Annotated in this window: 26 protein-coding genes; 16 read left to right on the top strand and 10 right to left on the bottom strand. The window is 70.1% G+C overall.

All coding sequences use genetic code 11. The features are described 5' to 3' along the window. Window positions 1-10: 10 nt before the first annotated feature. Genes M1M07_RS12030 through M1M07_RS12020 form a run of 3 tightly spaced genes read right to left on the bottom strand, consistent with a single transcriptional unit; the run spans window position 11 to window position 3,217 of the window. Window positions 11-796, bottom strand: a complete 786-nt coding sequence (locus tag M1M07_RS12030; RefSeq protein WP_197256066.1) for a DUF1206 domain-containing protein — start codon at window positions 794-796, stop codon at window positions 11-13. Window positions 797-800: 4 nt separating this feature from the next. Then, window positions 801-1,319, bottom strand: coding sequence for a DUF664 domain-containing protein (locus M1M07_RS12025; RefSeq protein WP_248674299.1), 519 nt, complete (start codon window positions 1,317-1,319; stop codon window positions 801-803). Continuing rightward, a complete protein-coding gene (locus M1M07_RS12020) occupies window positions 1,316-3,217 on the bottom strand; it encodes an ABC transporter ATP-binding protein (RefSeq protein WP_197256069.1) in 1,902 nt (633 codons plus the stop codon). The genes M1M07_RS12025 and M1M07_RS12020 overlap by 4 nt, the downstream gene beginning before the upstream one ends. Before the next feature lie 193 nt (window positions 3,218-3,410). Between M1M07_RS12020 and M1M07_RS12015 the strand changes: the two genes are divergently transcribed. The 4 genes from M1M07_RS12015 (at window position 3,411) to M1M07_RS12000 (ending at window position 5,756) form a co-directional block, all read left to right on the top strand. Further along, window positions 3,411-3,830 carry a hypothetical protein gene (locus M1M07_RS12015; RefSeq protein WP_248674298.1) on the top strand — a complete coding sequence of 140 codons (420 nt, stop codon included), beginning with the start codon at window positions 3,411-3,413 and terminating at the stop codon, window positions 3,828-3,830. Then, window positions 3,827-5,146, top strand: coding sequence for a hypothetical protein (locus M1M07_RS12010; RefSeq protein WP_248674297.1), 1,320 nt, complete (start codon window positions 3,827-3,829; stop codon window positions 5,144-5,146). Before M1M07_RS12015 ends, M1M07_RS12010 begins: the two co-directional genes overlap by 4 nt. Window positions 5,147-5,286: 140 nt before the next feature. Beyond that, complete coding sequence (locus M1M07_RS12005) at window positions 5,287-5,469, top strand: hypothetical protein (RefSeq protein WP_248674296.1); 183 nt, start codon at window positions 5,287-5,289, stop codon at window positions 5,467-5,469. A gap of 35 nt (window positions 5,470-5,504) precedes the next feature. Continuing rightward, window positions 5,505-5,756 carry a hypothetical protein gene (locus tag M1M07_RS12000; RefSeq protein WP_197256076.1) on the top strand — a complete coding sequence of 84 codons (252 nt, stop codon included), beginning with the start codon at window positions 5,505-5,507 and terminating at the stop codon, window positions 5,754-5,756. Window positions 5,757-5,799: 43 nt separating this feature from the next. Here M1M07_RS12000 and M1M07_RS11995 read toward each other — a convergent pair whose 3' ends face one another. Both M1M07_RS11995 and M1M07_RS11990 read right to left on the bottom strand, forming a co-directional pair. After that, a complete protein-coding gene (locus M1M07_RS11995; protein ID WP_197256078.1) occupies window positions 5,800-6,387 on the bottom strand; it encodes a hypothetical protein in 588 nt (195 codons plus the stop codon). A gap of 10 nt (window positions 6,388-6,397) precedes the next feature. Next, window positions 6,398-6,850 carry a helix-turn-helix domain-containing protein gene (locus M1M07_RS11990; protein ID WP_248674295.1) on the bottom strand — a complete coding sequence of 151 codons (453 nt, stop codon included), beginning with the start codon at window positions 6,848-6,850 and terminating at the stop codon, window positions 6,398-6,400. A 124-nt stretch (window positions 6,851-6,974) separates the two neighbouring features. Here M1M07_RS11990 and M1M07_RS11985 point away from each other — a divergent pair, with 124 nt between their 5' ends. The 4 genes from M1M07_RS11985 (at window position 6,975) to M1M07_RS11970 (ending at window position 10,067) form a co-directional block, all read left to right on the top strand. Then, complete coding sequence (locus tag M1M07_RS11985) at window positions 6,975-7,904, top strand: NADP-dependent oxidoreductase (RefSeq protein WP_248674294.1); 930 nt, start codon at window positions 6,975-6,977, stop codon at window positions 7,902-7,904. 86 nt (window positions 7,905-7,990) lie between these two features. After that, complete coding sequence (locus M1M07_RS11980) at window positions 7,991-8,722, top strand: ABC transporter ATP-binding protein (protein WP_248674293.1); 732 nt, start codon at window positions 7,991-7,993, stop codon at window positions 8,720-8,722. Further along, the gene (locus M1M07_RS11975) at window positions 8,719-9,474 is read left to right on the top strand and encodes an ABC transporter permease (protein WP_197256087.1); all 756 of its coding nucleotides are present in this window, start codon (window positions 8,719-8,721) and stop codon (window positions 9,472-9,474) included. Before M1M07_RS11980 ends, M1M07_RS11975 begins: the two co-directional genes overlap by 4 nt. Then, complete coding sequence (locus tag M1M07_RS11970) at window positions 9,471-10,067, top strand: TetR family transcriptional regulator (RefSeq protein WP_248674292.1); 597 nt, start codon at window positions 9,471-9,473, stop codon at window positions 10,065-10,067. Before M1M07_RS11975 ends, M1M07_RS11970 begins: the two co-directional genes overlap by 4 nt. Before the next feature lie 53 nt (window positions 10,068-10,120). Here the strand turns inward: M1M07_RS11970 and M1M07_RS11965 are convergent, their stop codons facing one another. Next, window positions 10,121-10,891: a deoxyribonuclease IV gene (locus M1M07_RS11965; RefSeq protein WP_197256091.1), complete on the bottom strand. Its 771-nt coding sequence runs from the start codon at window positions 10,889-10,891 to the stop codon at window positions 10,121-10,123. Window positions 10,892-10,918: 27 nt separating this feature from the next. Then, a complete protein-coding gene (locus tag M1M07_RS11960; protein ID WP_248674291.1) occupies window positions 10,919-11,494 on the bottom strand; it encodes a hypothetical protein in 576 nt (191 codons plus the stop codon). 187 nt (window positions 11,495-11,681) lie between these two features. Between M1M07_RS11960 and M1M07_RS11955 the strand changes: the two genes are divergently transcribed. The 6 genes from M1M07_RS11955 to M1M07_RS11930 all read left to right on the top strand — a co-directional run bounded on the left by M1M07_RS11955 (window position 11,682) and on the right by M1M07_RS11930 (window position 19,079). Beyond that, a complete protein-coding gene (locus tag M1M07_RS11955) occupies window positions 11,682-12,443 on the top strand; it encodes an SDR family NAD(P)-dependent oxidoreductase (RefSeq protein WP_248674290.1) in 762 nt (253 codons plus the stop codon). 80 nt (window positions 12,444-12,523) lie between these two features. Further along, the gene (locus tag M1M07_RS11950) at window positions 12,524-13,300 is read left to right on the top strand and encodes an ABC transporter ATP-binding protein (protein WP_248674289.1); all 777 of its coding nucleotides are present in this window, start codon (window positions 12,524-12,526) and stop codon (window positions 13,298-13,300) included. A gap of 14 nt (window positions 13,301-13,314) precedes the next feature. After that, entirely contained in the window at window positions 13,315-15,837 is a 2,523-nt protein-coding gene (locus M1M07_RS11945) for an ABC transporter permease (RefSeq protein ID WP_248674288.1), read from the top strand. A 123-nt stretch (window positions 15,838-15,960) separates the two neighbouring features. Continuing rightward, window positions 15,961-17,541 (top strand): alpha/beta hydrolase, encoded by a 1,581-nt coding sequence (locus M1M07_RS11940; protein ID WP_248674287.1) that lies wholly within the window; start codon window positions 15,961-15,963, stop codon window positions 17,539-17,541. Continuing rightward, complete coding sequence (locus tag M1M07_RS11935; protein ID WP_197256104.1) at window positions 17,538-18,020, top strand: LppA family lipoprotein; 483 nt, start codon at window positions 17,538-17,540, stop codon at window positions 18,018-18,020. Before M1M07_RS11940 ends, M1M07_RS11935 begins: the two co-directional genes overlap by 4 nt. Before the next feature lie 63 nt (window positions 18,021-18,083). Next, window positions 18,084-19,079 carry a hypothetical protein gene (locus tag M1M07_RS11930; protein ID WP_248674286.1) on the top strand — a complete coding sequence of 332 codons (996 nt, stop codon included), beginning with the start codon at window positions 18,084-18,086 and terminating at the stop codon, window positions 19,077-19,079. Between the two features lie 13 nt (window positions 19,080-19,092). Here M1M07_RS11930 and M1M07_RS11925 read toward each other — a convergent pair whose 3' ends face one another. Then, the gene (locus tag M1M07_RS11925; RefSeq protein ID WP_197256108.1) at window positions 19,093-20,049 is read right to left on the bottom strand and encodes a glycerate kinase; all 957 of its coding nucleotides are present in this window, start codon (window positions 20,047-20,049) and stop codon (window positions 19,093-19,095) included. A gap of 13 nt (window positions 20,050-20,062) precedes the next feature. After that, on the bottom strand, window positions 20,063-20,971 hold the full coding sequence (locus M1M07_RS11920; protein WP_197256123.1) for a hydroxymethylglutaryl-CoA lyase: 909 nt from the start codon (window positions 20,969-20,971) through the stop codon (window positions 20,063-20,065). 219 nt (window positions 20,972-21,190) lie between these two features. Between M1M07_RS11920 and M1M07_RS11915 the strand changes: the two genes are divergently transcribed. Beyond that, window positions 21,191-21,388: a hypothetical protein gene (locus M1M07_RS11915; protein WP_197256110.1), complete on the top strand. Its 198-nt coding sequence runs from the start codon at window positions 21,191-21,193 to the stop codon at window positions 21,386-21,388. Between the two features lie 21 nt (window positions 21,389-21,409). On the opposite strand, the gene M1M07_RS11910 is transcribed toward M1M07_RS11915, so the two are convergent. Next, window positions 21,410-22,648, bottom strand: a complete 1,239-nt coding sequence (locus M1M07_RS11910; protein WP_282581989.1) for a lipase family protein — start codon at window positions 22,646-22,648, stop codon at window positions 21,410-21,412. 244 nt (window positions 22,649-22,892) lie between these two features. On the opposite strand from M1M07_RS11910, the gene M1M07_RS11905 reads away from it, so the two are divergent. Continuing rightward, on the top strand, window positions 22,893-25,028 hold the full coding sequence (locus tag M1M07_RS11905) for a hypothetical protein (RefSeq protein ID WP_248674285.1): 2,136 nt from the start codon (window positions 22,893-22,895) through the stop codon (window positions 25,026-25,028). The last annotated feature ends 44 nt before the right edge of the window (window positions 25,029-25,072 follow it).

The following is a 25,072-nucleotide window of genomic DNA, read 5'->3' as shown; positions in this document are numbered from 1 at the left end:
TCCGGTCCGGTCACATCCTTCCGTAGCGCGCCAGGACGAAGCAGTAGGCACCGTAGACGACGATGCCCAGTCCGGCCGCCCACAGAAGGACCTGTCCGAACGGGGCGGTGCCCAGCGTCTTCAGGGCACCGTCCAGCCCGGTCGCCTTGGCCGGGTCGGACGTGAAGGTCGCGATGACGACCAGGATTCCCGCGCCTGCGATCGCCAGTCCCTTCGCGGTGTAACCGACGACGCCGAGCACCGTCGCGACGCCCGGCACCGGACGGTGCAGGTCGTCGAGGAAGTTCCGGCTCATGCCCTTGTACACGTGGTATCCGCCGATCCCCACGGCAATGAGCCCGGCGACGACGAGCACCGTCTTGCCGGCGCCGGATTGCATCAATCGTGCGCTCAGCCCGACGCTCTGCTCGCTGCTGGACCGTCCGCTTCCCAGCGCGAACTGCAGGGCGGTGAACGCGAGCGCCGCATACGCGATCGCGACGCCCGCGGACTTGAACCGGTCCAGCGTCGACGGTTCCTCGAGATCGGACCGTTTACCCATCAACGCTTCGGTCAGCCGCCACAGTGCGAGGGCCGCGAGCGTCACCGCGGTGACCCACAGGACGGCGGTGCCTCCGGGCGCCGCGGCCATCGTGGCCAGCGCACCGGACTGGTCGGCGGCACCGGACTCGCCCATGGCGAGTCGCACGACGATGTATCCGATCAGCGCGTGGACGACGCCGCTGGTCGCCTGACCCACCCGGGCCACTCGTTCGAGAGGCGTGTTCTGCGCGGCGCCGGCCGCATCGATTTTCATGTCCCTACCAGGCGTGACCGGCGAGGACGTCGGCCGTGGCACCGTCGATCGACTCGCGGATGATGTCGGCGTGGCCTGCGTGCCGCGCCCACTCCTCGATCTGGTGCAGCAGCAGGAACCGCACCGTGAACGGCACCCCCTGGTCCAGGTAGCGGGCCACGTCGTCGGGAATGTCGACGACGCGGTCGAGATCCGGTTCGTCGCGGACCAGCTGGGCGAGCCGGGCCGCGGCCGCGTCGAGCTTCGCGATCTGGTCGGCGACGGTCTCGTCGTCGCCGACGAGCCAGCCCGACGTCCATGCCTCGACCGGGTCGTCGGGGCGGCTGTTGGTTCCGGCGATACGGTCGGCGGCGGCGACCTCGCCGTCGACGACGTGCGCGAGCAGCGACGCCAGGCTCATCGACGACGCGCTCGGCACCGAGCGTGCCTGTTCCTCGGTGAGCCCGGAGACCGCGTTGCGGAACGCGTCGTGCTGGTTGCCGAGGATCTCGAGCAGCAGCTCGGATTCGGTGGGGATGCTCATGCTTCGAGTATCGGGGCGAACGCGGACGAATACTTTCCGGAATCGGCAAACTGGGTGCGATACAGCTGCTCGTAACGGCCGCCGGCCGCGAGCAGCTCGGTGTGCGTACCCCGTTCGACGATGCGCCCGCCCTCCACGACCAGGATCTGATCGGCGGCCCGGATCGTCGACAGCCGGTGCGCGATGACCACCGAGGTCCGGCCGGCCAGTGCTTCGGTCAGCGCCTCCTGCACCGCGGCCTCCGAGGTCGAATCCAGGTGCGCGGTGGCCTCGTCGAGGATCACGACGCGCGGGTGTGCGAGCAACAGCCGCGCGATCGTCAGCCGCTGGCGTTCACCGCCGGAGAGCCGGTAGCCGCGTTCGCCGACGACGGTGTCCAGTCCGTCCGGCAACGAGGCGATCAGATCGTGCAGGCGGGCTCGGCGCAGCGCGTCCCACAGCTCGTCCTCGGTGGCCGTCGGCCGGGCCAGCAGCAGATTCTGCCGCACCGACTCGTGGAACAGGTGCCCGTCCTGGGTGACCAGGCCGACCGTGGCACGGATCGACGAGGCCGTCAGCTCCCGCACGTCGATGCCGTTCAGTAGCACCTGTCCGGAATCCACGTCGTACAGACGCGGAATCAGCTGCGCCACGGTGGATTTTCCGGCACCGGACGAGCCGACCAGCGCCACCATCTGTCCCGGTTCGACCCGGAAATCGATGTCGTGCAGCACGGTTTCGCCGCCGCGGGTGTCCAGGACCGCGACCTCCTCGAGCGACGCCAGCGACACCTTGTCGGCGGAGGGGTAGGCGAAGCTCACGTTGCGCAGTTCCACCGACACCGGTCCCGGCGGCACGTCGCGCGCGCCGGGGGCCTCGACGATCAACGGCTTCAGGTCGAGCACCTCGAAGACCCGCTCGAAGCTGACCATCGCGCTCATGACATCCATCCGGGCGCTGGCCAGGGCTGTGAGCGGCGAGTACAGGCGGGTGAGCAGCATCGCCATCGCCACCACCGAGCCGGCGTCGAGCTGGCCGCGCAGAGCGTAGAAGCCGCCGAGGCCGTAGACGAGCGCGAGCGCCAGAGCCGAGACGAGGGTTAGTGCGGTGACGAAGACGGACTGCAGCATCGCCGTGCGGACTCCGATGTCGCGGACGCGTCGAGCCCGGATCGCGAACTCGGCGGATTCGTGGTCCGGCCGGCCGAACAGCTTGACGAGCGTGGCGCCAGGGGCGGAGAACCGTTCGGTCATCTGGGTGCTCATCACCGAATTGTGGTTCGCGGCTTCACGACTCAATCGGGCGAGGCGAGTTCCCATGTGCCGCGCGGGAATCACGAAGATCGGCAACAACAGCAGTGCGAGAAGCGTGATCTGCCACGAGATTCCGATCATCACGACGAGCGTGATGACGAGTGTGACGATGTTGCCGACGACACCGGAGAGGGTGTCGCTGAAGGCGCGCTGCGCGCCGATGACGTCGTTGTTCAGCCGACTGACCAGCGCACCGGTGCGGGTGCGGGTGAAGAACGCGATGGGCATGCGCTGGACGTGATCGAACACGGTGGTGCGCAGATCCAGGATCAGGTCCTCGCCGATGCTCGCCGACAACCAGCGATTCGCGATCGCGAGCCCGGCCTCGACGATCGCGATGCCGGCGATGAGCACCGCCAACCCGAGGACCACGGACAGTGCGGCGTGATCGACGATGGCGTTGACCACCCGGCCTGCCAGCACCGGTGTCGCCACACCGAGCGCCGCGATCACGACGCTGAGCACCAGGTAGAACAAGATGTTGCGGCGATGCGGACGGGCGAACGCGCCGATCCGGCGCAGGCTTTCACGTGAGAACGGCCGACGGTCGTTGTGTGCGTGCATCGCGTTGTACATCGCGTTCCACGCGGTGATTTCCATGCTCATCTCGCGGAGCCTCCCTCTCTCGTAGCCCCGACCGTAGAACCTCGAGCAGGCTCGAGGTCAAGGGTAGTCGGCGACACACCTGCCCCACAGCGTGTCGCTTGCGCGCCTCGTGACGGTGATACTCTCACCCGGCCGGAGGGGGAGCCGGAAGGACGCGAGCGCGTCGTCCACTGAGCGGGGGGAATTTCGAAACGTGACCAGTGCTGTCCCGAGCGAGTCTGCTGTATTCGTCGACGACTACATGGAAGCGATGCTCGGCGAGTCGGGGGACTCGTCTCCGGGCACGGTCGACCCGGGGCCCCCGAGTGCAGTCGACCTCTTCCGGGTGAATCCCGAAGAGCTCCGGCGATTGTCCGGATTGCTCGATTCGGCGACGGAAGCGATCGAGGAGCTTTCGGAGGGCCTCGGGCGTGGGGACTCGGTTGTGCGATTCCCCGGAAGTCGTACCGCGCAGGTCAGCGTCGCGGTAGTTCAGGCGCTGAATGCCGCGACCGTTGCCGCGGCAGACCGGATCGCGTACATGTCGGGTCTCGCGAGAGGATCGGCCGGGGATTACCAGGTCGCCGAGGGCGTATTCGCGGCGCAACTCGCTACCATGGGGGACCTCCCGTGACCCCGAGCCGGTCTCAGATCGAGCTGTGGAAATCGTCGGACCTGACCGTGACGGCCTCGAACCTGGACGGGATTTGCCGATCGATCGTCGACGTGGCCGGAACCATGCGCAACGACGTTCGTGGAATGGCTCCGGAATGGACCGGAATCGCCTTCGATGCGGCAGCGCACCGAGCAGACGACGAGTACGACGAGGTTCGACGCCTTGCGGGAACGGTGCAGGCGATCGTCGACGCCTACGACGGAAGTGCCCGTGAACTCGAATCGATGCTGGAGTTCCTGCGAGCAGTGGTGGCTGAGGCGGAGGAACTGTTCATCGTCGGTGAAGATTGGGCGCTGACCCCGAGGCCTGCGGCCGACGATGAACTCAGGGCTCGCCAGGACGAACTCGCAGACTACTTCGCAGAACGGATTCGGAATGCCGTCGAAGGGATCCGGGCGATCGACGGAAGTCTTGCGGCTGCGTTGGAGGCGCTCGCCGGTGAACTGTCGTCGAACAGCCCGCAGGGCGTGCCCCCGGAGTTGCGGGAGTCTGCTGTCTCGACTCCGGGACGATTGACCGCTGCCTCGATCGCATTCGACACGATGTTCGGACGACGCCCGGCGACCGCGGTCGATTGGCGTACCGCGATGGCTCTCGACACCACAAGTTATCTGGACAAGAACCAGGGCGTGCGCGCCGAAGTGGTGGTCGGCCGTATCGAACCGGTCCCGGGGCAGGGGATCGTCCGAATGGGTCTCTTTATTCCGGCTGGTGAAGTTGTCAACTTCATTCACAACGATCTCGGTGATGATCGAGACGAGGATCCGACGTTCGATCCGGAACGAACGAGGGTTTCGCTGTACGTGGACTACGAGAACGGCGTCGTGATTGCGCGTCAGAATCCGTCCGTCGGGGTGACAGGCGAAGTGGAAGTCGGTGCTCCTGCGGTGAACGTACAGCAGCTCTCGGACGGGTCGGTACGACTTGTGTACGAGGCGACGAATGCACTGCCGCCTCTCGATTCGGAGGCACTGACGACATTTCATTCCGTGAAAGGGGACATAGTTCTCGCTCCTGGTCCGGAGAGGGTCGGTGTTGCCGCGCAGATCGGGAACTATCCGTCTTTGGAGATCTATCAGGATTCAGTATCCGGCAGTACGCAACAGATCTATATCGACCCGGCTGACAGCGGCTCGAAGTGGGGCCCGCTCGGCAACCTACCGTTCGATCACACTCTGGGCGACTACTCCTCGGCCACAGAACGTTTCGATGGCGTGCAGCCCATGGCGCTCCAAGAAGTGAACCTCGCGTGGGCGCACGGAGGACGGTCGTGAGGCAGCTGAATGTGACTGGACAGGAACTGAAGCCCCGCGTGGCTACCGACGGGCTGTTCTGGGGATCAGCGACTGTGATGGTACCGATCTCGCTCGCGTTCACGTTCGCGATTGCCATATTCGTTTTCGAGGCGTTCGGGATGGACGACACGAATGAGCCCCAACTACTTGTGGCGTTGGTGGTTCTCGCGGCGATTCTGACACCGCTCGCCTCGGCGGTGCTGCTGCGGACCACGTCGCGGATCCGCGCCGGGGTCGCGCTGGGGGTCGCGGTGGGATCGCTGGTTGCGATCTACGGCGGTGTGATTCTGGTGGTGCGGTAGTGGTAGCCGACGAGACCCGGATTGCGCCCGGACGAGTGTTCGGCCCGGCGAGTCTGATCGGTGTGGTTGCCGGGATCGTGGTCCAGGCGACCGTACCGTTCTGGGTCCCACGTGAATTCGGCTGGACCGCCCTGGCGTTGCCATTCGTGTCCGGCCTCGTCTGTTGTCTCTTCTCTGGCCGTGTGCGCCATCTCGGTGCGGGGTTGGTCGTGTCGATGGCGACGCTCCCGCTGGCGATTCTCGCGATGTGGACCGCCGGCGCGATCCTGCACGTGATGCGGTATTGACCGAGGTCGACGCTGTCTGGAACGCCCGTTCGGGATGAGTGCCCTACGGGCGCGCCACGTCGATCACGAGGCGGGTCGGGCCGGTCAGGGAGTACACCGAGAACGGCGTGTCGGGATCCTTGATCCCGATGAACGACTGGGTGACGCCCTCGAACACACCTGCGCCGTTGACCTCGACGACCGAGCCGCCGGGCGCCGCGAGCACCGGTTGCGGGCCGGCGTACTGCTCCACGCCGCTGTCGAACGGGTAGGCGGAACCGTCGATGAGAACCTGCAGGATCGCTCCGCCCGCGACCGCGACCTCGTTTCCGCTGCCGTCCTGCACGGCACGGTCGACGTAAGCGACGCGCCAGCCCGGTGTGCCGCTGCCGCCGAGTTCGTAGACCACGCGATCGAAGCCGTCGTGGGTGCCGGTGCGGATGTCGGTGACCGTCAGCTTCGAACCGGGCGCTGCCGGCGCCGACTTGGCGGCCGCGTCGACGGGGAGGTTCTTCGCCGCCGCGGGTGCGGTGGTGGTGGGGATCGTGCCGGCCGACGCCGGCGGCGCGGGGCTCTGCGAATCGGCGCACCCGGCCAGGGTCAGGGCCGCGACAGCGGCAACGGCGACGACGGCGACGCGGCGGTGGTTCATGGGATCGATGTTACGGCTGTGATCCATGGGAATCGGTGATTGGCGAGGCCGCCGCCCGTGCGTCGTACTGCTCACGATTGGTGAGCACTTCGTCCATGTTCGCTTCCGCCCACGCCTTCACCTGCTTCATCAGCGCGTGGAGCGACAGGCCGAGAGCGGTCGGTTCGTACGTGACGGTCACCGGCACGGTGGGTGTGACGGTGCGCGTGACCAGACCGTCGCGCTCGAGGTTGCGCAACGTCTGCGTGAGCATCTTCTGGCTGACTCCCGCGAGGTGCCGGGACAGTTCCGAATACCGCAGCGAACGGGGTGCGCCGGTCTCGTCCCCGAGGGCCGCGAGCACCAGGGCGACCCACTTGTCGGAGATCCGATCGAGCAGTCGGCGGCTGGGGCACGCGGCCAGGTACGCGTCGTATTCGAGCTTGGCGTGTGCCCGTTTGTCGGCCGCGGTCGTCGTTGCCATCGCCGGCTCCTCCCCGTAAGCGAAGGAAGTTACGCACTCTCGAGTGCCTACTTACCAATAGAGAGTAGCTCTACGAAAGTGGTGTGTGCCAGACGAAAGCGAACTCTCCGACGAGGAGGTAGCCATGAGCGCCACCGAACTCCGCACCACCACGTACCGCGCCGCCGTCGTCCGCACGCCCGGCACGCCCGACGCCGTCGAGGTCGTCGAGGTCCCGCTCCCCGAACCCGGCCCCGGCGAGGCCCGCGTCCGGGTTGCCGCGGCCTCCGTCAACCCCGTCGACCTCACGACCGCGTCCGGATGGTTCCACGAACGGGGACTGATCGATCAACCCGAACACACCGGCATCGGCTGGGATTTCGCCGGAACCGTCGCCGCCACCGGCCCCGATGTCGACCTGGCCGTCGGCACCCGGGTTGCCGGATTGGTGACCGGTTTCGACCGGGCCGTCGGGACGCACGCCGAGTACGTCCTCGTGCCCGCAGTGGACCTCGCCTTGGTGCCCGACGGCCTGGGCCTCGTCGAGGCATCGACAGTGCCGCTCAACGGCCTCGCCGCCGCACAGATCGTCGACCTGCTCGGCGATGCGCCGGCCGGTGGGAGGTTGCTGGTGACCGGCGCGGCCGGCGCGGTCGGCGGATACGTCACGTCGCTCGCCCGGTATCGCGGCTGGCACGTGACCGGCCTGGCCAGAACGTCGGACGAGGAGTACGTCCGCGGCCTCGGCGCCGAATTCACGACCGCCGCCGAACCCGGCTGGGACGCGGTGGCCGACTGCGCGGGACTGCAGGACGAAGGTCTCGGCCTGGTTCGGGACGGCGGGCGCTACGTCGGCGTGCGGCCGGGAGGGGAGCCTGCCGCCGAACGCGGAATCTCCGTCGCCGCCGTATCGGTGCAGGCCGAGGGGGCTCGTCTCGCCGAGCTGCTCGCCCGGACGGCGACCGGCGAACTGCCCGCCCGCGTGCACGCCGTCGTGCCGCTCGACCGGGCCGCCGATGCCTACCGGTCGGCGGGCGAGAGCGGGGTGCGCGGTCGCTGGGTGCTGACGCCCTGACCGGAGCGGCGGGGGTTGACGGCGCGGGTGAGCGGGCGGACAATTCAACAGACGATGATTTCATCGATCGATGAATTGAGAATCCCATGGATACCTCGACTCCTGCCGTCGACATCCGCAATCTGAACGTCCGTCGCGGCCCGCACCGGGCACTCGAGGACGTGACCGTCACGATTCCCCGCGGCTCGGTCACCGGACTTCTCGGCCCCTCCGGGTGCGGCAAGACCACCCTGATGAGGTGCATCGTGGGCACCCAGATCATCGAGTCCGGCACGGTCACCGTGCTGGACCGGCCCGCGGGGGAGGCGAGCCTGCGCCGGCGTGTCGGATACGTGACCCAGGACCCCAGCGTCTACCCCGATCTGACCGTCGCCAAGAACGTCGCCTACTTCGCCGCCCTCTACGGACGGTCCGGCGCAGTGGTCGACGAGACGATCGCGGCCGTCGGGCTGAGCAGCCATTCCAAGCAGCTCGCCGGGAATCTGTCCGGCGGACAGCTCGGCAGAGTGTCGCTGGCGTGCGCGTTGGTCGGCGACCCGGAACTGCTCGTGCTCGACGAACCGACCGTCGGGCTCGATCCGGTGCTGCGCGTCGAGCTGTGGGACCACTTCCACATGCTCGCCGATCGCGGTGTGACCCTGCTGATTTCGAGTCACGTGATGGACGAGGCCGACCGCTGCGCGCAGTTGCTGCTGCTGCGCGAGGGGCGGTTGCTCGGCAAGCTCACTCCCGGTGATCTCCGGGAGCAGACCGGCGAATCGCGGCTCGAGGACGCCTTTCTGCGGCTGATCAGGACTCGGGAAGGAGCGCAGTCGTGAATGTCACCATCTACGCCGCCACGACGACGCGGATCCTGCGGCAGTTGCGGGCCGACCATCGCACCGTCGCGATGCTCGTGCTCGTTCCGAGCCTGCTGATGACGCTGCTGTACTTCATTTACCGGAACGTGCCCGCCCCGCCGGTGGGTCCCTCCCTGTTCGACCGGATCGCGATCACGATGCTCGGGATCCTGCCGTTCGTGGTGATGTTCCTCGTCACGTCCATCGCGATGCAACGCGAGCGCTCGTCGGGCACCCTCGAGCGGTTGCTCACCACGCCGCTCGCGAAATTCGACCTGCTCGCCGGGTACGGCAGCGCGTTCTCCCTCGCGGCCGCCGTGCAGGCCGGGCTCGCGTGCCTGATCACGTTCGGGTTTCTCGGCCTGACCGCGGCGGGCAGCGTCGCGTGGGTCATCTTCATCGCGGTGCTCGACGCCGTGCTCGGGGTCTCCCTGGGGTTGCTGTGCAGTGCGTTCGCCCGCACCGAATTCCAGGCCGTGCAGTTCATGCCGGTGCTCGTCATTCCCCAGTTGCTGCTGTGCGGGCTGCTGGTGCCGCGGGATCAACTGCCCGTGGTGCTGCAGTGGATCAGCAACGTGCTTCCGTTGAGCTACGCCGTCGAGGCCCTGCAGCAGGTCGCCGCTCATCCCGGGGTGACCGCGGTGATGGCGCGCGATCTGATCGTGGTCGCAGGATTCGTCTTTGTCGGATTGTGGCTGGCCGCGGCCACCCTGCGCCGCCGGACGCCGTGACCGCAACGCGGCCGGGCCGGCGTCCCGGCAACTCCGGCAGCCGGGACCGCATCCTCGAATCGGCGCGAGAGTTGTTTGCGGACAACGGTTTCGGAAAGACGACCATCCGGGCGATCGCGGCCCGCGCCGAAGTGGACGCCGCGCTGGTGCACCACTACTTCGGCAACAAACACGCGCTGTTCGTCGCGGCGATCGCGCTGCCCGTCGACCCCGACGACGTCCTCGCGCCCGTGCGCGCGGCGCCCGTCGACGAGATCGGCCCGCGGTTGGCGACGGCGCTGCTCGGCGTGTGGGACTCCCCGCACCGCGACGCGATCATCGCCGTCTTCCGCACCGTGATCGGTGGTGGTGGCGATGTGGGTCTGCTGCGAACCTTCCTGTTGGACATCGCCTTCGATGAAATCGTGCCCCGCGTGGACCACCCGGCGGGCACCGGTCCGCTGCGCGTCGAACTGGTCGCCTCGCAGATGGCCGGGCTCATGGTGATGCGGTACATCCTGCGGATCGAACCGCTCGCGTCGCTGCCCGCCGACCGTGTCGTCGAGATCATCGGGCCGACCCTGCAGCGCTATCTCACCGGCGACGTGGGCTGACGCCCCGGTGTGCCTTTGTGGCGCCCCCAACCGCCACAAAGGCACACGGGGCGTCAGCCCAGTTTCTCCCTCAGAAAGGCGATGTCCTCGGCCATTCCGTCCTCGGGTGTTTCCAGGATGATGGGGGCGCCGGCCGCGGTGGCGACCTCGACGAGCAGCGCGGGGTCGATCTGCCCGTCCGCGAGGTTCGCGTGCCGGTCGCGGGCCGAATCGAATTCGTCGCGCGAATTGTTCAGGTGCACAAGATCGATACGTCCGGTGACGGCGCGCACCCGCTCGACGACGTCGACGAGATCCTCACCGGCCGCCCACGCGTGGCAGGTGTCGAGGCAGAACCCGGCGCCGTAGTCGCCGATGGCATCCCACAACCGGCCGATCGCGTCGACGTAGCGGGCCATCGCGAAGTCCCCGCCCGCGGTGTTCTCCACGAGGATCGGCACCCCGAAGCCGCCCTTGTCCTCCTGGCGTTCGAACAGTTTCCGCCAGTTCTCCACCCCGGCCGCGACGTTCTCGCCCTCGCGGACGTGCCCTCCGTGCACGACGAGGCCGAACGCGCCGATCGCGGCGGCGGCCGCGGCATGCTCGGCGACCGCCTTGCGCGAGGGCATCCGCAGCCGGTTGTTCAGGCTCGCGACATTGATGACGTACGGCGAGTGCACGACCACGTCGATGTCGGACGCGAGGATCTGCTCGGCACGCGGATGCGGTCCGGGCGTGTCCCATTTCTGCGGGTCGGTGAGGAAGACCTGCACCAGGTCCGCGCCGAGACGTTCACCCTGACCGGTCGGATCGTCGTCCCGACGGACGTGTGCGCCTATCCGCATGAGCTCCAGCGTAACGCCGGAGCCTGCCTACGCTTCGGGTTCTCCGACCGGGATGGTCGCACCGAGTTCGTTGTCGTGGCCGCACGCGCATCCTTCGCCGCAGCCGCCGCATCCACCGGCGTACGAGTCGTCGTCGGCGTCGCAGTCGAGGACGCCGCCGAACCGGGCCGCGAAGTCGTCGTCGACCTCGTGGGTGAGCTCGTGGATCTCGCCGATGAGGTTCACCAGGTGCTGGGGCGCGAACGGGTCGGCGTCGAGGATTGTCGACACCAGCAGGTGGCCCTGCTGGAAGCTGAAGCGCAGACGCGGCCATTCCTCGGACAGCTCGGCGACCAGCGCGGCCGTGTTGCCCCCGCTGTCGATGTCGCTCAGCAGCGACGACCACACGTGCAGCTCCGGGGAGTCCTCGGCCACCGTGACGTACACGCCGAACCCGTGGACCGGGATCGCGATATCGCCGTCCTCGTCGGTCTCGGGCGCGCTGCCGAGCAGCTCCGCCAGGGCACGGATGCTCAGGTCGATCAGCTGCTGCCGTTCCTCGGTGGCCACGGCGATGTCGCCGTCGAGGCGGATCGGGCCGTCGTGCGTGTCGTGCTCGGTCATCGTTTCCTCCCGGTGGGGCGCCGACTCGGGTGGTACGGCCTCGGTGCACGAGCCTAAGCGATGGCCGCGGACGGGAGCTGTGCAGGTCCGGCCCGGTTACCGATCACCGGGACAACCCGGCCCGCAGGCGGCAGGATCTGTTTGCATACCCGACGGCACGCTGCGCGAGAGCACGGAAAGGTCGTCCATGGGCACACTCGAGGGCAAGGTCGCATTCATCACCGGAGCCGGGCAGGGCGTCGGACAGGGGGTGGCGTTCGCTCTGGCCCGCGAGGGTGCCTCGATCGCCGTGACCGGTCGCACCGAGTCCAAGCTCGTCGACACCGTCGAGCAGATCCGCGCGTTCGGCGGCGTCGCCGAGCCGATCGTGTGCGACATCGCCGACACCGCCCGGATCACCGCCGCGATCGAGAGGACCGTCGAGCTGTTCGGTGGAGTCGACGTCCTCGTCAACAACGCGAGCCTCAACCCCCTCGGCCCGCTGCTCGCCCTCACACCCGAGCTGATGGCGAAGGCCTACGGGTCCGGCCCGATCGCCGCGCTGCACGCGATGCAGACCGTCCACCCGATCATGAAGGAACGCGGCGGTGGCAACATCGTCAACATGGTCACCTCCGCCGCGGTGCGGTGGGACACCAGCGGCTACGGCGGCTACGCGTCCGTCAAGGAAGCCCTGCGGTCGCTGACCCGCACCGCCGCCTCCGAGTGGGGACCCGACAACATCCGGGTCAACGCGGTCGCCCCGCACGCCCTGTCGCCCGGATTGAAGTGGTGGACCGAGAACCGGCCGGAGGAAGCCGCCGCGTTCGTCGCGAGCATTCCGCTGCGCCGGATCGGCGACTGCGAGGACGACATCGGGCGCGCGGTCGCGTGGATCGTGAGCGACGATGCCCGCTACCTCACCGGCGCGACGATCCCGCTCGACGGTGGTCAGGCACGCTGGGGCTGACCACCCCGGGCACCCCCGAGGGCCAGGATCAGGGTGGTCCCCGATGGTGCCCGAACCGGACACCCGGGAAGATGGAGCGCATGTCATCTCACAGCGCCGCAGCCGCTCGCGCCATCAACCTGAAGAAGATCTATGGAACCGGGGAGACCGCCGTCCACGCGCTCGCCGGTGTGACCGCCGATTTCGCGGCGGGGGAGTTCACCGCCATCATGGGCCCGTCCGGCTCGGGCAAGTCGACGCTCATGCACTGCCTCGCCGGTCTCGACAGCGCCACCTCGGGGTCGGTGCTCATCGGCGACACCGACCTGACCTCGCTGTCCGACAAGCAGATGACCCAGCTCCGCCGCGACCGCATCGGGTTCGTGTTCCAGGCGTTCAACCTGGTGCCGACCCTGACCGCACTCGAGAACATCACGCTGCCGCTCGACATCGCCGGCCGCAAGGTCGACCGCGACTGGCTCGACACCGTCGTGTCCCGGCTCGGACTCGGCGAGCGCCTGGATCACCGCCCGGGCGAGCTGTCCGGTGGTCAGCAGCAGCGCGTGGCCTGCGCCCGCGCTCTCGCCGGCCGGCCCGACATCATCTTCGGTGACGAGCCGACCGGCAACCTGGACTCGCGGTCGTCGGGGGAGGTCCTGTCGATCCTGCGCGCGTCCGTCGACGAGTTCGGCCAGACGGTCGTCATCGTCACCCACGACCCCACCGCGGCGAGCTACGCGGACCGCGTGGTGTTCCTCGCCGACGGCAGCATCGTCGACGAACTGCGCGATCCGACCGCCGACGCCGTGCTCGACCGCATGAAGCGCTTCGACACCACCACCACCACGGTGTCCGCGGCCGAATACGCGGCGGAATAGAGGACACGTCACACATGTCGAATCCCATCACCAAAGTTGCCTTGCGCAACATCGCCGCGCACAAGGTGCGGCTGCTGCTGACGGTGCTGTCCGTGGTGCTCGGCACCGCGTTCGTCACCGGGTCGTTCGTGTTCACCGACACCCTGCAGCGCACGTTCGACAGCATCTTCGCCGACGTCGCCAAGGGCGTCGACGTGCGTGTCGGCACCGAACAGTCGGGCGCCAGCGGTGTCCCGGTCCAGGACATCGACGTGATCGCGGCCGTGCCGGGCGTCAAGGCCGTGGTGCCCGCGTACAGCGGTGGCGTCATCGTCCTCGACTCGGAGGGCGCCGCGATCCAGACCGGTGGAGCCCCCGCGGAGGGTTCCGCCTACCTGCCGCCGGACCGCACGCTCGGCGACCCCGAGACGTTCGTCGCCGGCGGCCCGCCGGTCGCCGCCGGGCAGATCGCCCTGAACGCGAGCGCCGCCACCCGCGGCGATCTCGCGGTCGGGGACACGACGAAGGTGCTCACCGCCTCGCACGGCATCCTGCCCGTCACCGTGAGCGGCATCTACGACATCGAGACCGACACCGGCGGCTACGTGGGCGCGCTGTTCACCGAGCAACAGGCCCGCGACCTGTTCACCGACGGCCGTCACGTGCAGTACGTCGACGTCGCCTCCGACGGCAGTGTGTCACCGGACGAGCTGCGCGACGAGGTCGCCGCGGCCCTGCCCGATCTGAAGGTGCAGACCGGCGCCGAGGTCACCGAGGACGTCAAGTCCGACGTCGAGCAGGCGCTGAGCTTCCTCAACTACTTCCTGCTCGCGTTCGGCGCGATCGCCCTGCTGGTCGGCACGTTCATCATCTACAACACCTTCTCGATGATCGTCGCGCAGCGGCTGCGCGAACTGGCGCTGCTGCGCGCCATCGGCGCCAGCCGTCAGCAGGTTGGGCGCTCGGTGACCCTCGAGGCCCTCGTCGTCGGGTTGGTCGGCAGCGCCCTGGGCATCGCCGCCGGCGTCGCCCTGGCCTACGGGCTGCGCGCCGCCCTCAACGCCGCGGACATCGGGCTGCCGTCGGGGCCGCTGCAGCTGGCGCCGCGCACGGTGATCATCGCGCTGCTGATCGGTGTCGTCGTCACCGTCGTCAGCGCGTACGCCCCGGCCCGCCGGGCCACGAAGGTCCCGCCGGTCGCTGCCATGCGTGAGGAGTCGACGGCCACCGTCGAGTCGCTGCGGCTGCGCACGATCGTCGGCGCGGTCGCGGCCGTCGCCGGTGTCGTCGGCGTCGTGATCGGTGCGCAGGGGACCGGCGGCGGCGCCGCCGCGACCGTCGGCGTCGGCGCCCTCGCGCTGATCCTCGCGGTTCTGCTCGCCGCCCCGGCGCTGTCGAAGCCGATCGTCGGAGCGCTCGGCGCCGTGTTCGCCCGCCCGTTCGGCGCGATCGGCCGCCTGGCACGCACCAATGCCGCGCGGAACCCGCGGCGCACCGCCGCGACGGCGTTCGCGCTGACGCTCGGCCTGATGCTGGTGTCGGTCATCGCCGTGTTCGGTGCGTCCGCCAAGTCCAGTGTGAACACCCTCGTCGACACCGGCGTCAAGTCCGAGTTCATGCTCACAGGCCCGCAGATGATGGGCGTGCCGGCGGGCGCGGAGGCCGCGGCCGCGGGTGTTCCCGGGGTGACCGAAGCCGTCGGCGTGTACGGGGTGCAGGCGAAGGTCGGCGACGACGACGAGTTCGGCGCGGCCATGTCCGGCCCGGTCGACAATGTCCTGTCCCTGGACATGACCGCCGGCACCGAGCGAATCGCGGGCGACGAGATGCTGGTCTCGGCGGACACCGCGGACAAGCACGGCCTGCAGGTGGGGTCGACGGTGCCGATGACCAACCGGGACGGTGACACCGTCGAGACGACGGTCGCCGGCATCTACGAGGACAACCAGGTCGTCGGGCTGTGGGTCCTGTCGCCGGAGATGCTCGACCGGTTCGTCCCGGCCGCCGCGCGTGCCCCCATGGTGGTGCTGCTCAACACCGCCGACGGCAGCGATCCGGAGACGATCCGCACCGGGCTCGAGGACGCGACCAAGCAGTTCGTCGTGGTGCAGGTCCTCGACCGCGAACAGTTCAAGGGTCAGCAGGCGGCGCAGATCGACACGCTGCTCGCCGTCCTCTACGGGCTGCTGGCCCTGGCCGTGGTCATCGCGATCCTCGGCATCGTCAACACCCTGGCGCTGTCGGTGGTGGAACGGCGACGGGAGATCGGGATGCTGCGCGCGGTCGGCATGCAGCGCGCCCAGGTGCGCCGCACCATCTACCTCGAGTCGCTGCTCATCGCCGTGTTCGGCGCCGTGATCGGTCTGGTGCTCGGCCTGGTGTTCGGGTGGGGCTTCGTTCGCACCCTGGCCGACCAGGGCCTCGGTGAGATCACCGTTCCGTGGATCCAGGTGCTGGCCATGCTGATCGGATCCGGTGTCGTCGGTGTCCTGGCCGCGCTGTGGCCGGGTGCCCGAGCCGCGAAGACGCCTCCGCTGGAGGCCATCGCCGACGTGTAATCGTCCGGCAAGGACGGTTTTCCACAACCGCACGATTCATCCACAGGCACCCGGCCCGCGACGCTCGTCGCGGGCCGGGTGTCGTTGCCCTCCTCTACTGTGCGATTCGGGGGGTGAGAGCGGATGGACATCCGGCAACTGCAGCAATGGAATCCGGACGCGCTCGAGAAGTTCGGCGGCACACTCGGGGCGTTCGCCGGGCGGATCGAGAACGTCGGTGTCGACGTCGGCGCGGCCGGTGACTTCGGCGAGGTGTGGATCGGAGCGGCCTCCGACACCGCCGCCGGGAACATCGCGCGGACCGGTAAACGCATTGCCGACCAAGCGGATTCGTATCGGAAGGTGGGACGGTGCGCCTCGGACTGCGCGCCGAGGCTCCGGCTGCTGCGCGGCAGGCTCGACGAAACCGCGAGCCGGGCAGCGGAGCTCGGGCTGGCGATCGGACCGGACGGCACCGTCATGCCCGCCGATTCCGCCGACGCCGACGACATCCGCGCGCAGATCGCCGCGATCCTCGAGTCCGCCGCGGCCCTCGACCGCGAGGCCGCGGCCGCGCTCGCCGAGGTCGCGGTCGACCTCGACGTCGGCGGGACACCGTTCGGCAGGATCCACACCCAGGGCCCGGCGATCGTCCCGGTTCCCGGGCCGGGCACCGATCCGCGCGAGGTGATGCGCTGGTGGGACATGCTCGGCGCGCAGGCCCGCGAGCATCTGCTCACCACCCGGCCGGGCGAGATCGGCGGGCTCGACGGGATTCCTGCCGCCGACCGTGACCGCGCGAATCGCGCACTGCTCGAGACCGAGCGCGTCCGGCTCGAACGCGTCGCCGAGCGGCTGGCCACCGAACTCGACGGCAACATCTTCGGGGGCCTGTTCAGCAACGCCGACGCCGGCCTCGAACAGACCCGCAGGAAACTCGCCGCGCTCGACGCCGTCGCGGACGTGCTCGAGCGCGGCGACCGGCAGCTGCTGGCGCTCGACCTGTCCGGGCGCGAGGCGATGGCCGCGGTCGCGGTGGGGGATGTCGACACCGCCGACCACGTCGCGGTGTTCACCCCGGGCGCCGGCTCGACGGTGCAAGGCAATCTCGCCGGCTACGACGAACAGATCGCGGCGGTCCGGTCCCAGGCCGAACGCGGGCTGGAGTCGTCCGGTCGCCCGGACCGTTCGGTCGCGGCGGTGACCTGGCTGAATTATCAAGCTCCGCAATGGGGTTGGGGTCTCGCAATAACGGAGCAGAGCCCGGTGTCCGATCTCGCGGCGACCCGCGCGGCACCCGGCCTGGCCCGGTTCCTGACGAGTCTCGATGCGCGCGAGGACAATCCGAACGTGACGGCGATCGGGCACTCCTACGGTGCGCTCGTCACCGGCATGGCACTGGCACAGGGCGCCCCCGCCGACGCCGCGGTGTTCCTCGGCGCGCCGGGTATCGGTACCGACGACATCCACGACCTGGGGCTGGCGCCGGGCTCGGCGTTCCTCGTCGAGGCCGACCGTGACCCGGTCGCCGATGTCGGCACGTTCGGCGGCGATCCCAGCTTCCTCGACGGCCTGACCCGGCTGTCGTCGGATCCGGGCATCGGCGCGACCGGTGAGGCGTACCGCGGCTCGATCGGGCACAGCGCCTACCTGACCCCCGGGACGACGAGTTCCTACAACGTCGCACTGGTCGTCGCGGGCCTGGCCGGGCAGGCGGTGCGATGAGCGCCCGGCGACTTCTCCCGGTGGCGCTGCTGCTCGCGGCGACCACCGGATGCGCGTCCGATCCGGAATTCCACGCCGTCCCGGAACCGGTCGCGACCACCATCGACGGGGCCGTCGACCACTACCTGCGGGTGCACCACGAGATCGCCGACGCGCTGTCGGCGGAATTTCCGGAACTGGTCTTCGGCACCGACCACTCGCGCCTGAACGCGGGGTGCGAGATGACGGACGGCAGCACCGGCTGGGTCGCGCACCTGCCGCTGCTCGTGTCCGACCACAGCGTGCCCCACGACGTGGACCGTGCCGTGGCGGTGTTCGACCGGGCCGCTGCCCGCGCCGGATTCCATCAGCGGGTGGCGGTGCCGCGGTTGGCCCGGCGATTCGACGAACGACGGGTCGCCTCCGACGGCTCGGCGGTCACGTTCGGTGCCGGGGTGTCGACGGTGCTCGGACTCGAGGTCGGCTGCTACCCGCGGTGAGGGCAGCCGTCGGTTACGCTCGGTTGTCCGTCCAGGTGAGTCCGTGCCGGCGAGGGGGATGTCATGCGTGCGGTGCTCGGTGTCGCGGTCGACGACGGGGAGATCAGCGCGGTACTCGTCGACGCCGATGTACCGGCGCTCGGCCCGTTCGATTCGCAGCGCTGGGCCGCGTCCGACGCCGACGACACGACCGCCGCGGCGGTCGGTGCCGTCGCCGCCATGACCGAACGTGCCGAACGCGCGGGGCTGGCCATCGGCCGCATCGGGTTGGTCGCCGATCCCGCCGTCGTCGACGCCGTCCGCGAGGCCGCGACCGTGGAAGTGACCCCGGCCGACGTGGACGCGACCCGGCTCGCGTACCTGGCCAACGCCCCCGAACTGGCCGAGACCCCGGTGCTGGCCGTGCACACCCGCAGCGGGGGAGCGGAGACCGTGTCGGTCGTGGACGTCCCCGCCGGCAGCGTGCTGGCGGCCGTGACCCCGGAGGGCGACGAACTCGTCGGCTACGCCGACCTGCTGCCGGACGCGATGGACGAGGCGGTCGCCCGCGCCGGCCGATCCCCGCAGGCCCTGGTGTTCCTGGATCTGCGTCCCGGCGACGCCGGTCCCGCCCGCGAACTGGCCACCGTGCTCGGGGTCCCGTTCGTGACCCCGCACGGGGTGCCGTGGCACCGCGCGACGGGTGCGGCATTGGTCGCGGCACGGCAGGACGCGCCGCCGCCGGTGCCCGGGGGAGGCAACAACCGAGGCCGGATCGCCGCCCTGGTGGGAGTGCTGGTCGTGCTGCTCGCGATCCTCGGAGCCGGGCTCGCGGTCGCGATCGGCGGTGCCGGCGAATCGAGGGAGAACGAACCCGCCGTCGTGTTCGACGAACGGCCGGTCCCGACGTCCGCGCCGCCCGCGTCGGCCGGCACCGCAACTCCGGAAGCGGCGCCGTGTGCATCGGAGGAACCCGACGCACCGCAGATCCGTCCCGCGTCCTGGCCCGCCCGCGCCTCGGATCCGGACACGGGCCCCGCGCCGACTCCCACCCCTGCACCGACAGCGCCCTGCCCGTAGGGGATTCGGAAGGTCAGCGGCCCAGCCGGGCTCCTGCCGCGCGCATCGCGTCCGCATCCGACGCGACGATCACATCGGCGAACCGGTCGCGGTAGTCGCCGAGGTCGTCACCGACCGACCCGACGACCGCGACCACCGGTACCGACCCGGTCCGGGCGAGGATCGCGGAGACGATCTTCCCGGCGCGGCTCTGCCCGTCGAGACGCCCCTCGCCGACGACCACGAGGTCGGCGGTCGCGAGATGCCGGTCGAATGCGAGGGCGTCGAGCACGAATTCGGCACCGGAGCGCAGTTCGGCGCAGTACCGGGCCCACATGCCGCCGGAGAAGCCGCCGGCCGCGCCGGTGCCGTCGACGCACCGCGGGTCGCGCGGCAGGGCCATCGCGGTCGCGTCGAGCCGCTGGGTGAGCAGATCCACCGTGGCGGGGTCGGCGCCCTTCTGCGGACCGAACACCCGTGCCGCGTCGACGTATCGGGTGGTGACGTCGGTCAGGACCGTGACCGCCGCGCCGTGCAGGCCGCCGGACGAGTCGATCGCGGCGATGGCGCCGAGGCCGCCGTCGGTGGTCGCCGAACCACCGGCCGCGACGACGATGCGCTCCGCGCCGCATCGCGCCGCCTCCGCCATCAGCAAGCCCGTACCGTAGGTGTCCGCGGTGACCGGATCGCGGAAACCGTTGTGCGGGGTCGTGATTCCGCTCGCGGTCGCGAGTTCGACGACGGCGGTTCCGTCCGGTGCCAGTCCGAACGTCCCCGCGCACGACACCCGCCACGGGTTGACCGTCTCGACCTCGATGCGGTCGAGCAGCATCGGCCCGGTCAGGACTTCGAGGGTGCCCTCGCCGCCGTCGGCGACCGGGAGCCGGATCGTCTCGTGCCCCGACGTTTCGGCGCCGGCCGCGACGGAGTCCGCGACCTCGGCCGCACGGTAGGTGCCCTTGAAACTGTCCGGGGCGATCAGGATCCGCACGCTGGTGATCCTGTCACGAACGCAGCACCCATTCGAACGCTGCGGCTTCCGAACGGGCGCCCTGCGTCGCCCGTGCCCGGTTCGGTTCGTCCAGTTCGGCCACGAGGTCCTCGCCGAGCCGCACCAGATCGGCGAACACGTCCGGCGACAGCCACTGCGGGCGGGTTGCGAACAGCAGGTCCTCGGTGGCGGTGTTACCGCTCGCACCGGGCGCGAACGGGCAGCCGCCGAGCCCGGCGAGGGCCCCGTCGACGACGCTCGCACCGGCCGACACCGCGGCCAGGCTGTTCGCGACACCGAGTCCCCACGTGTCGTGGCCGTGGTAGACGATCCGGCGCGCGGGGGATTCGGTGCGGACCCGCGCGATCAGCTCGGCGACCTGGCCGGGCACGGCCTGCCCGAGGGTGTCGGCGAGGACGATGTCGGCGGCGCCGTCGGTCCGCGGATCGCACGCGATCTCCAGGACCCGGTCCGGGTCGACGGGGCCGTCGAACGGGCAGGTGAACGACGTGGCGAGGCACAGCTGGATGCTGCCGCCGGCGGCGTGGGCCAGTTCGACGGCGGCGGGCATCGCGGCGACGCTCGTCTCGGTGTCGCGGCCGATGTTCGCGTTGTTGTGGGCGTCGGACACCGAGAAGCAGTACTGGAAGTGGCGCGCGCCGGCCGCGATCGCCTTCTCCACGTGCCGCGGCGTGGCGACCCACACCCAGCAGCGATCGAGTTCCTCCTCGGTGAGCGCCGCGATCAACTCCAGGGTGTTGGCCATCGGGGGGACCAGGTCCGGGCGGGCGAGCGAACCGATCTCGAGCTCGGGGATGCCGGTGGCCAGCAGGGACCGGGCGAGGCGCACCTTGCGTTCGGTGGGCAGGAGCTTGCCGGTCAGTTGCAGTCCGTCGCGCAGTGTCACATCCCGCAGGGTCACATCCTGCAGTCGCACGTCCCCGAAGTTCACGCCGTACCTCCGCCTCGTCTCACGCCCGGATTCCGCCGGGGCATCCGGCTCCGAGCCTACGGACCGGGACGGCCCGTGGGGAGTCGCCGGAACGCGGATTCTCGGACACGCCGGACCCGGTGTCGCAGCGGTTGTGACGGGTGACACTATTGTCGTTTGTCGGATCGGGGCCTTGGAGGGTGCGTGGTCATGGGTGTGGTGATCGCAAAGGCGTTGCTGTGGTGTGCGCTGCTCGCCGGTGTCGGCGGGGCGGCGGTCGCGGTCAATGCCCTGCACGTCAATGGTGCGGTCGCGTCGTTGATCGTCGCGTTCGTCGCGGGCTTGGTGCTACTGCGGCTGAGGCCCGCCGCGCAGGACGCCCAGGATTCGGACACGGCTGCGTCGTGATCGTTCGGGCGTCGTGATCGTTCACGGGCACCCCTGCGGTGCCGGCACACCGGCGAGCCGCTCGGAGATCCAGTCCAGCATCCCGGGTGCACCCGCGACCGCGGCCGTCAGGTGTTCACCCCACACCGGCACATAGGTCACGTTCGCGCCGCCGGCGCACCATTGCTGTTGCAGGGCAAGAACTCCCGATTCCGGGATGAACTCGTCACCGAGGAACACCTGCGACGACCCGTGGTACAGGTACATCGGGGCCTGCGGGATCTGCCCGCCGAGCCGGTTGTCGTCGAGCACCTGCCGCACCCGCGGATCGTCGAACGGGTCCGGGACGGTGGTGAACACCTCGACGGGAACCATGGCGACGCCGGTGGCGGCCAGTACGATCGTGCACTGGTCCTTCAGCGGGGTCCGGGCCAGGACCCCGGTCAACGGGTCGGCCAGGTCCAGCAGTTGCGGATACTCGCGGGCCAGACCCACCGTCGCCGCGAGGAACAGCCCGGCTCCGAGCTGCCCGTTCATCGTGGCCCGCAGCAGCGACAGGTCGGCGGGCAGCCCACCGGCCGCGGCGCCGGTGAACTGCACGTCGGGCGCGTACGTCGGTTGCAGTTGCGCGGCCCAGCCCGTCGCGATGGCGCCGCCGCTGTAGCCGGTCATCGCGAGCGGAGAATCCGCGAGGTCGGGTGCGACGGTGCGCAACCCCCGGATCGAATCCAGCACGGCGTGCCCGGCGAGCGGGCCGGCGGCATACGCCATGTTCGGTCCCTCGTGATCGGGGACGAGCACCGCCCAGCCGTGGGCGAGCAGGACCGGCAGCATCGGCGGGACGTCGATGTCGACGGCATCGTGCACCATCCGATACGACGGGGTACAGCGGGTGCCGAGCGAATCGATCGCCATGTTGTAGACGACGACCGGCCGCGTCCCGCCGGGCCACGGGGCGTCGGGCAGCACGAGCGTCGCGGTCACCGGGATCGGCCGTCCCGACGCGTCGGTCGAGCGCACCAGGAACTGCCGTGCGGTGTGAGGGACGAGCGCCGCCGGGAGCGCCCGCATCCGCACCGCACGTTCCCGCAGCACCGTGCCCGGCGGGTAGGCCTCGAGATCCGCGGGTCGCGCGAAGAACTCGTCGTCGGTGATCGGGGTCGGCAGCAGGTCGTCGAGGGTCACACGCGGCGGTGGCGGAAGGGGGAACCCGGACACCGGTGACGCGGTCGCCGGGCCGGCGGTCGACAGGAGCCACACCGTGACGAGGACTGTGGTCAAGAGCGATCCGGCCGACAGTACGGGGGTCGCGCGATGTGGCCGTCGCATCCGGAACTCCTCGCTCGAGGTGAACCTCGGTGGAATGCCCCGACACCGTCAACGTTACCGCCGGGTGGGCGCCGATCCGGGCGAATCGCCGGGCCGTCCCGGGTCTCTCGGCCCCGTCACGAGCCCGGGCGGTGGCGCACCGGTAGAGTCGACCGGGCGGTTTCCTCTCGTGGGTGACCGCGGCGGTGGGGGGTCCGTGGTTCGTGATATCCCGCCGAGCGTCGAAGAGGAGCAGCCGGTCGTGTCGCTGTGGTCCATTGCGTTGTCCGACAAGGAACTCGGGGAGCGCCGCTGGCTCGATCTGATGCCGTGGCTCGACCGGTACGGTTCCGGACGCGCCGCGGCCCTGTCCGAACTCGCTCCCGGCGACCGCTGGTGGGAGAAGCAGTCGCCGGCCGAGACGGCCGCCTCGGCCGACGTTCCCGCCGTCTGCGCGGCCCTCGCCCACATCTACGTCACCGAACATCCGGACATGCCGCTGTCCGCCGGGCTCGCCGACCGGATCGACGTGCCGGTCGCCGCGCTGGACCTGAGCACCGCCGCGGCCACGATCGTCGACCGCCTGCCGGGGGTCGCGACCACGGCCGCGCTGCTCGACCGCAGCCCGTCCGACCTGTTCGCGGTGCGCGGCGCCGGCCCCGCCACCGTGCACGAGATCGTGTGTGCGGCGATGGTCCTCGCGATCCTGCGCGATCCCGGCGTGTTGCGCGCACCGGAGGGTGCGGCCACCGGATCGAACGTGCCCGCACTCGACCTGCTCGTCTCCGATCTCGCGGAACTGGCCCGCTGGCGGACGCTGCGTGGCCAGGGCGACCGGCCGCTGCTGCGCGTCGAACTCGAGGACGGTGCCCCCGAGGAGATCCAGGAGGTCGCCGCGCGCATCACCGCCCTGATCGCGCGCGACCTGCCGCTGCCCGGACCGCACGATCCGATCGCCGAACTCGGCGGCTACGTCGCGGCCTTGCCCGCGCCGGAGCGGGAGAACCTGCGGCAACGGGTCCTCGACGATGTTCCCGCCGATCCGTCCGCCCCGTCGACGTTCCCGTTCGGCACGGCGGTCGGGGACCTGCTCGCCGCGCTGCGCGTGCACGTGCGACCCGTCGCCTCGCTCGACCGGATCCTGGCGCTGTCCCCGGACCTGTCCCGGCAGGTTCCCGGTCTCGACGTTCCGCTCGGCCGGGTGCTGAACCGTCTCGACGACCGCTTCGAAGTCGCGGACGGCTGGGTCGCGGTGCCGAACCTGCCCGAGGCGGAGCGGCAGACACGCGCCCTGCTCGCCGAGTTCGAATCCGAGAACGGGGTCGTCGAACTCGCCGCCGTCGGGGCACTGTGGAATCTGCCCGCCGGCGAACTGACCGCGTGGCTGCGGCACTGCGGGCTGCCGGTGATCGACGGCCGGATCCTCACTCGCCAGGACAGCCTCGCCGATCGCGCGGCGCAGGTGCTCGAGATCCTCGGCGATCCGATGCCCGCCGCCGCCCTCGTCACCCGCATGGACACCACCCACGACACCGCGACCGTCATCGGTGAGCTCGCGGACGACGAACGGTTCGCCGTCTCCGAATCCGGACTGTGGTCGCTCGCGCGGTGGGAGACCGACATCCCGGGTGCGGTCCGTGCGCGCATCGCCCGGATCGTCGACGGGGCCGGCGGGTCCGCCGACGCCGCCGCGCTGGCCGCCGCCCTGACCGAGCGGTTCCCGATCTCGGAGGCCGCCGCTCGGATCTTCGCGGACAGCGGCGACTTCGAGGTCGTCGGGGGCCGGGTCCGGCGACGGGTCCGCACCCACGTCGCGGTGCGGTCGCCGCAGCGCACCCGCCGGCTCTACCGGCTCGGCGACGTCTCCCGGCTGCGTATCACCGCCACCCGCGACCACCTGCGCGGCGCCGACTTCCCGGTTCCGTCCGCCGTGGCCGGGATCGTCGGATGCCCGCCCGGAGGGGGCCTGGTGCTCGGTTCCCGGCTGGGGACGCAGGTGATGCGGTGGTCCGGCGCGACCCCGCAGCTCGGCACGATCCGGCGATTCCTCGAGGATCTCGGAGTCGAGGAGGACAACGAGGTGTTCCTCGAGTTCCACCCCGACGGGCATTTCGACGTGGTGCCGTTGCGCACGGTCGCCGACAACGCCGAACCGCTGCGCAAGGCGCTGGCGCTGGTCGGGCATTCGACGCCGGAGATCGTGCCGGAGGAGGGCATGGCCGCCGCGCTCGCCGCCGCGATCGGACTCGAGGACGAAACCCGCCCGCGCCGCGTCCTGAGCGCGTACCGGGCCCGCCGCGAGATCGACCTCGTGGCGCTCCTCGAGGACGCGTGGGTGCGGGTCCGGAACTGACGGCTCGGTGGTGCCGGTGACCGCCGGGTCCCGCGTGCGTCCGG

The sequence above is a fragment of the Rhodococcus sp. HM1 genome (genome assembly GCF_023218075.1).
Lineage (GTDB): Bacteria > Actinomycetota > Actinomycetes > Mycobacteriales > Mycobacteriaceae > Rhodococcus.
The sequence above is the reverse complement of the archived record's forward strand: the minus strand, read 5'-3'. Positions and strand labels throughout refer to the sequence as shown.

Bases quoted from the DNA above. Each gene is read 5' to 3' on its own strand.
- M1M07_RS11965 (WP_197256091.1), bottom strand. From the start codon at position 10,891: ATGCGGATAGGCGCACACGTCCGTCGGGACGACGATCCGACCGGTCAG.
- M1M07_RS11915 (WP_197256110.1), top strand. From the start codon at position 21,191: ATGGGTGTGGTGATCGCAAAGGCGTTGCTGTGGTGTGCGCTGCTCGCC.
- M1M07_RS11985 (WP_248674294.1), top strand. From the start codon at position 6,975: ATGAGCGCCACCGAACTCCGCACCACCACGTACCGCGCCGCCGTCGTC.
- M1M07_RS11990 (WP_248674295.1), bottom strand. From the start codon at position 6,850: ATGGCAACGACGACCGCGGCCGACAAACGGGCACACGCCAAGCTCGAA.
- M1M07_RS11950 (WP_248674289.1), top strand. From the start codon at position 12,524: ATGTCATCTCACAGCGCCGCAGCCGCTCGCGCCATCAACCTGAAGAAG.
- M1M07_RS12005 (WP_248674296.1), top strand. From the start codon at position 5,287: ATGGACGACACGAATGAGCCCCAACTACTTGTGGCGTTGGTGGTTCTC.
- M1M07_RS11955 (WP_248674290.1), top strand. From the start codon at position 11,682: ATGGGCACACTCGAGGGCAAGGTCGCATTCATCACCGGAGCCGGGCAG.
- M1M07_RS11930 (WP_248674286.1), top strand. From the start codon at position 18,084: ATGCGTGCGGTGCTCGGTGTCGCGGTCGACGACGGGGAGATCAGCGCG.
- M1M07_RS11960 (WP_248674291.1), bottom strand. From the start codon at position 11,494: ATGACCGAGCACGACACGCACGACGGCCCGATCCGCCTCGACGGCGAC.
- M1M07_RS11935 (WP_197256104.1), top strand. From the start codon at position 17,538: ATGAGCGCCCGGCGACTTCTCCCGGTGGCGCTGCTGCTCGCGGCGACC.
- M1M07_RS11980 (WP_248674293.1), top strand. From the start codon at position 7,991: ATGGATACCTCGACTCCTGCCGTCGACATCCGCAATCTGAACGTCCGT.
- M1M07_RS12020 (WP_197256069.1), bottom strand. From the start codon at position 3,217: ATGAGCATGGAAATCACCGCGTGGAACGCGATGTACAACGCGATGCAC.
- M1M07_RS12030 (WP_197256066.1), bottom strand. From the start codon at position 796: ATGAAAATCGATGCGGCCGGCGCCGCGCAGAACACGCCTCTCGAACGA.
- M1M07_RS11945 (WP_248674288.1), top strand. From the start codon at position 13,315: ATGTCGAATCCCATCACCAAAGTTGCCTTGCGCAACATCGCCGCGCAC.
- M1M07_RS12025 (WP_248674299.1), bottom strand. From the start codon at position 1,319: ATGAGCATCCCCACCGAATCCGAGCTGCTGCTCGAGATCCTCGGCAAC.
- M1M07_RS11940 (WP_248674287.1), top strand. From the start codon at position 15,961: ATGGACATCCGGCAACTGCAGCAATGGAATCCGGACGCGCTCGAGAAG.
- M1M07_RS11995 (WP_197256078.1), bottom strand. From the start codon at position 6,387: ATGAACCACCGCCGCGTCGCCGTCGTCGCCGTTGCCGCTGTCGCGGCC.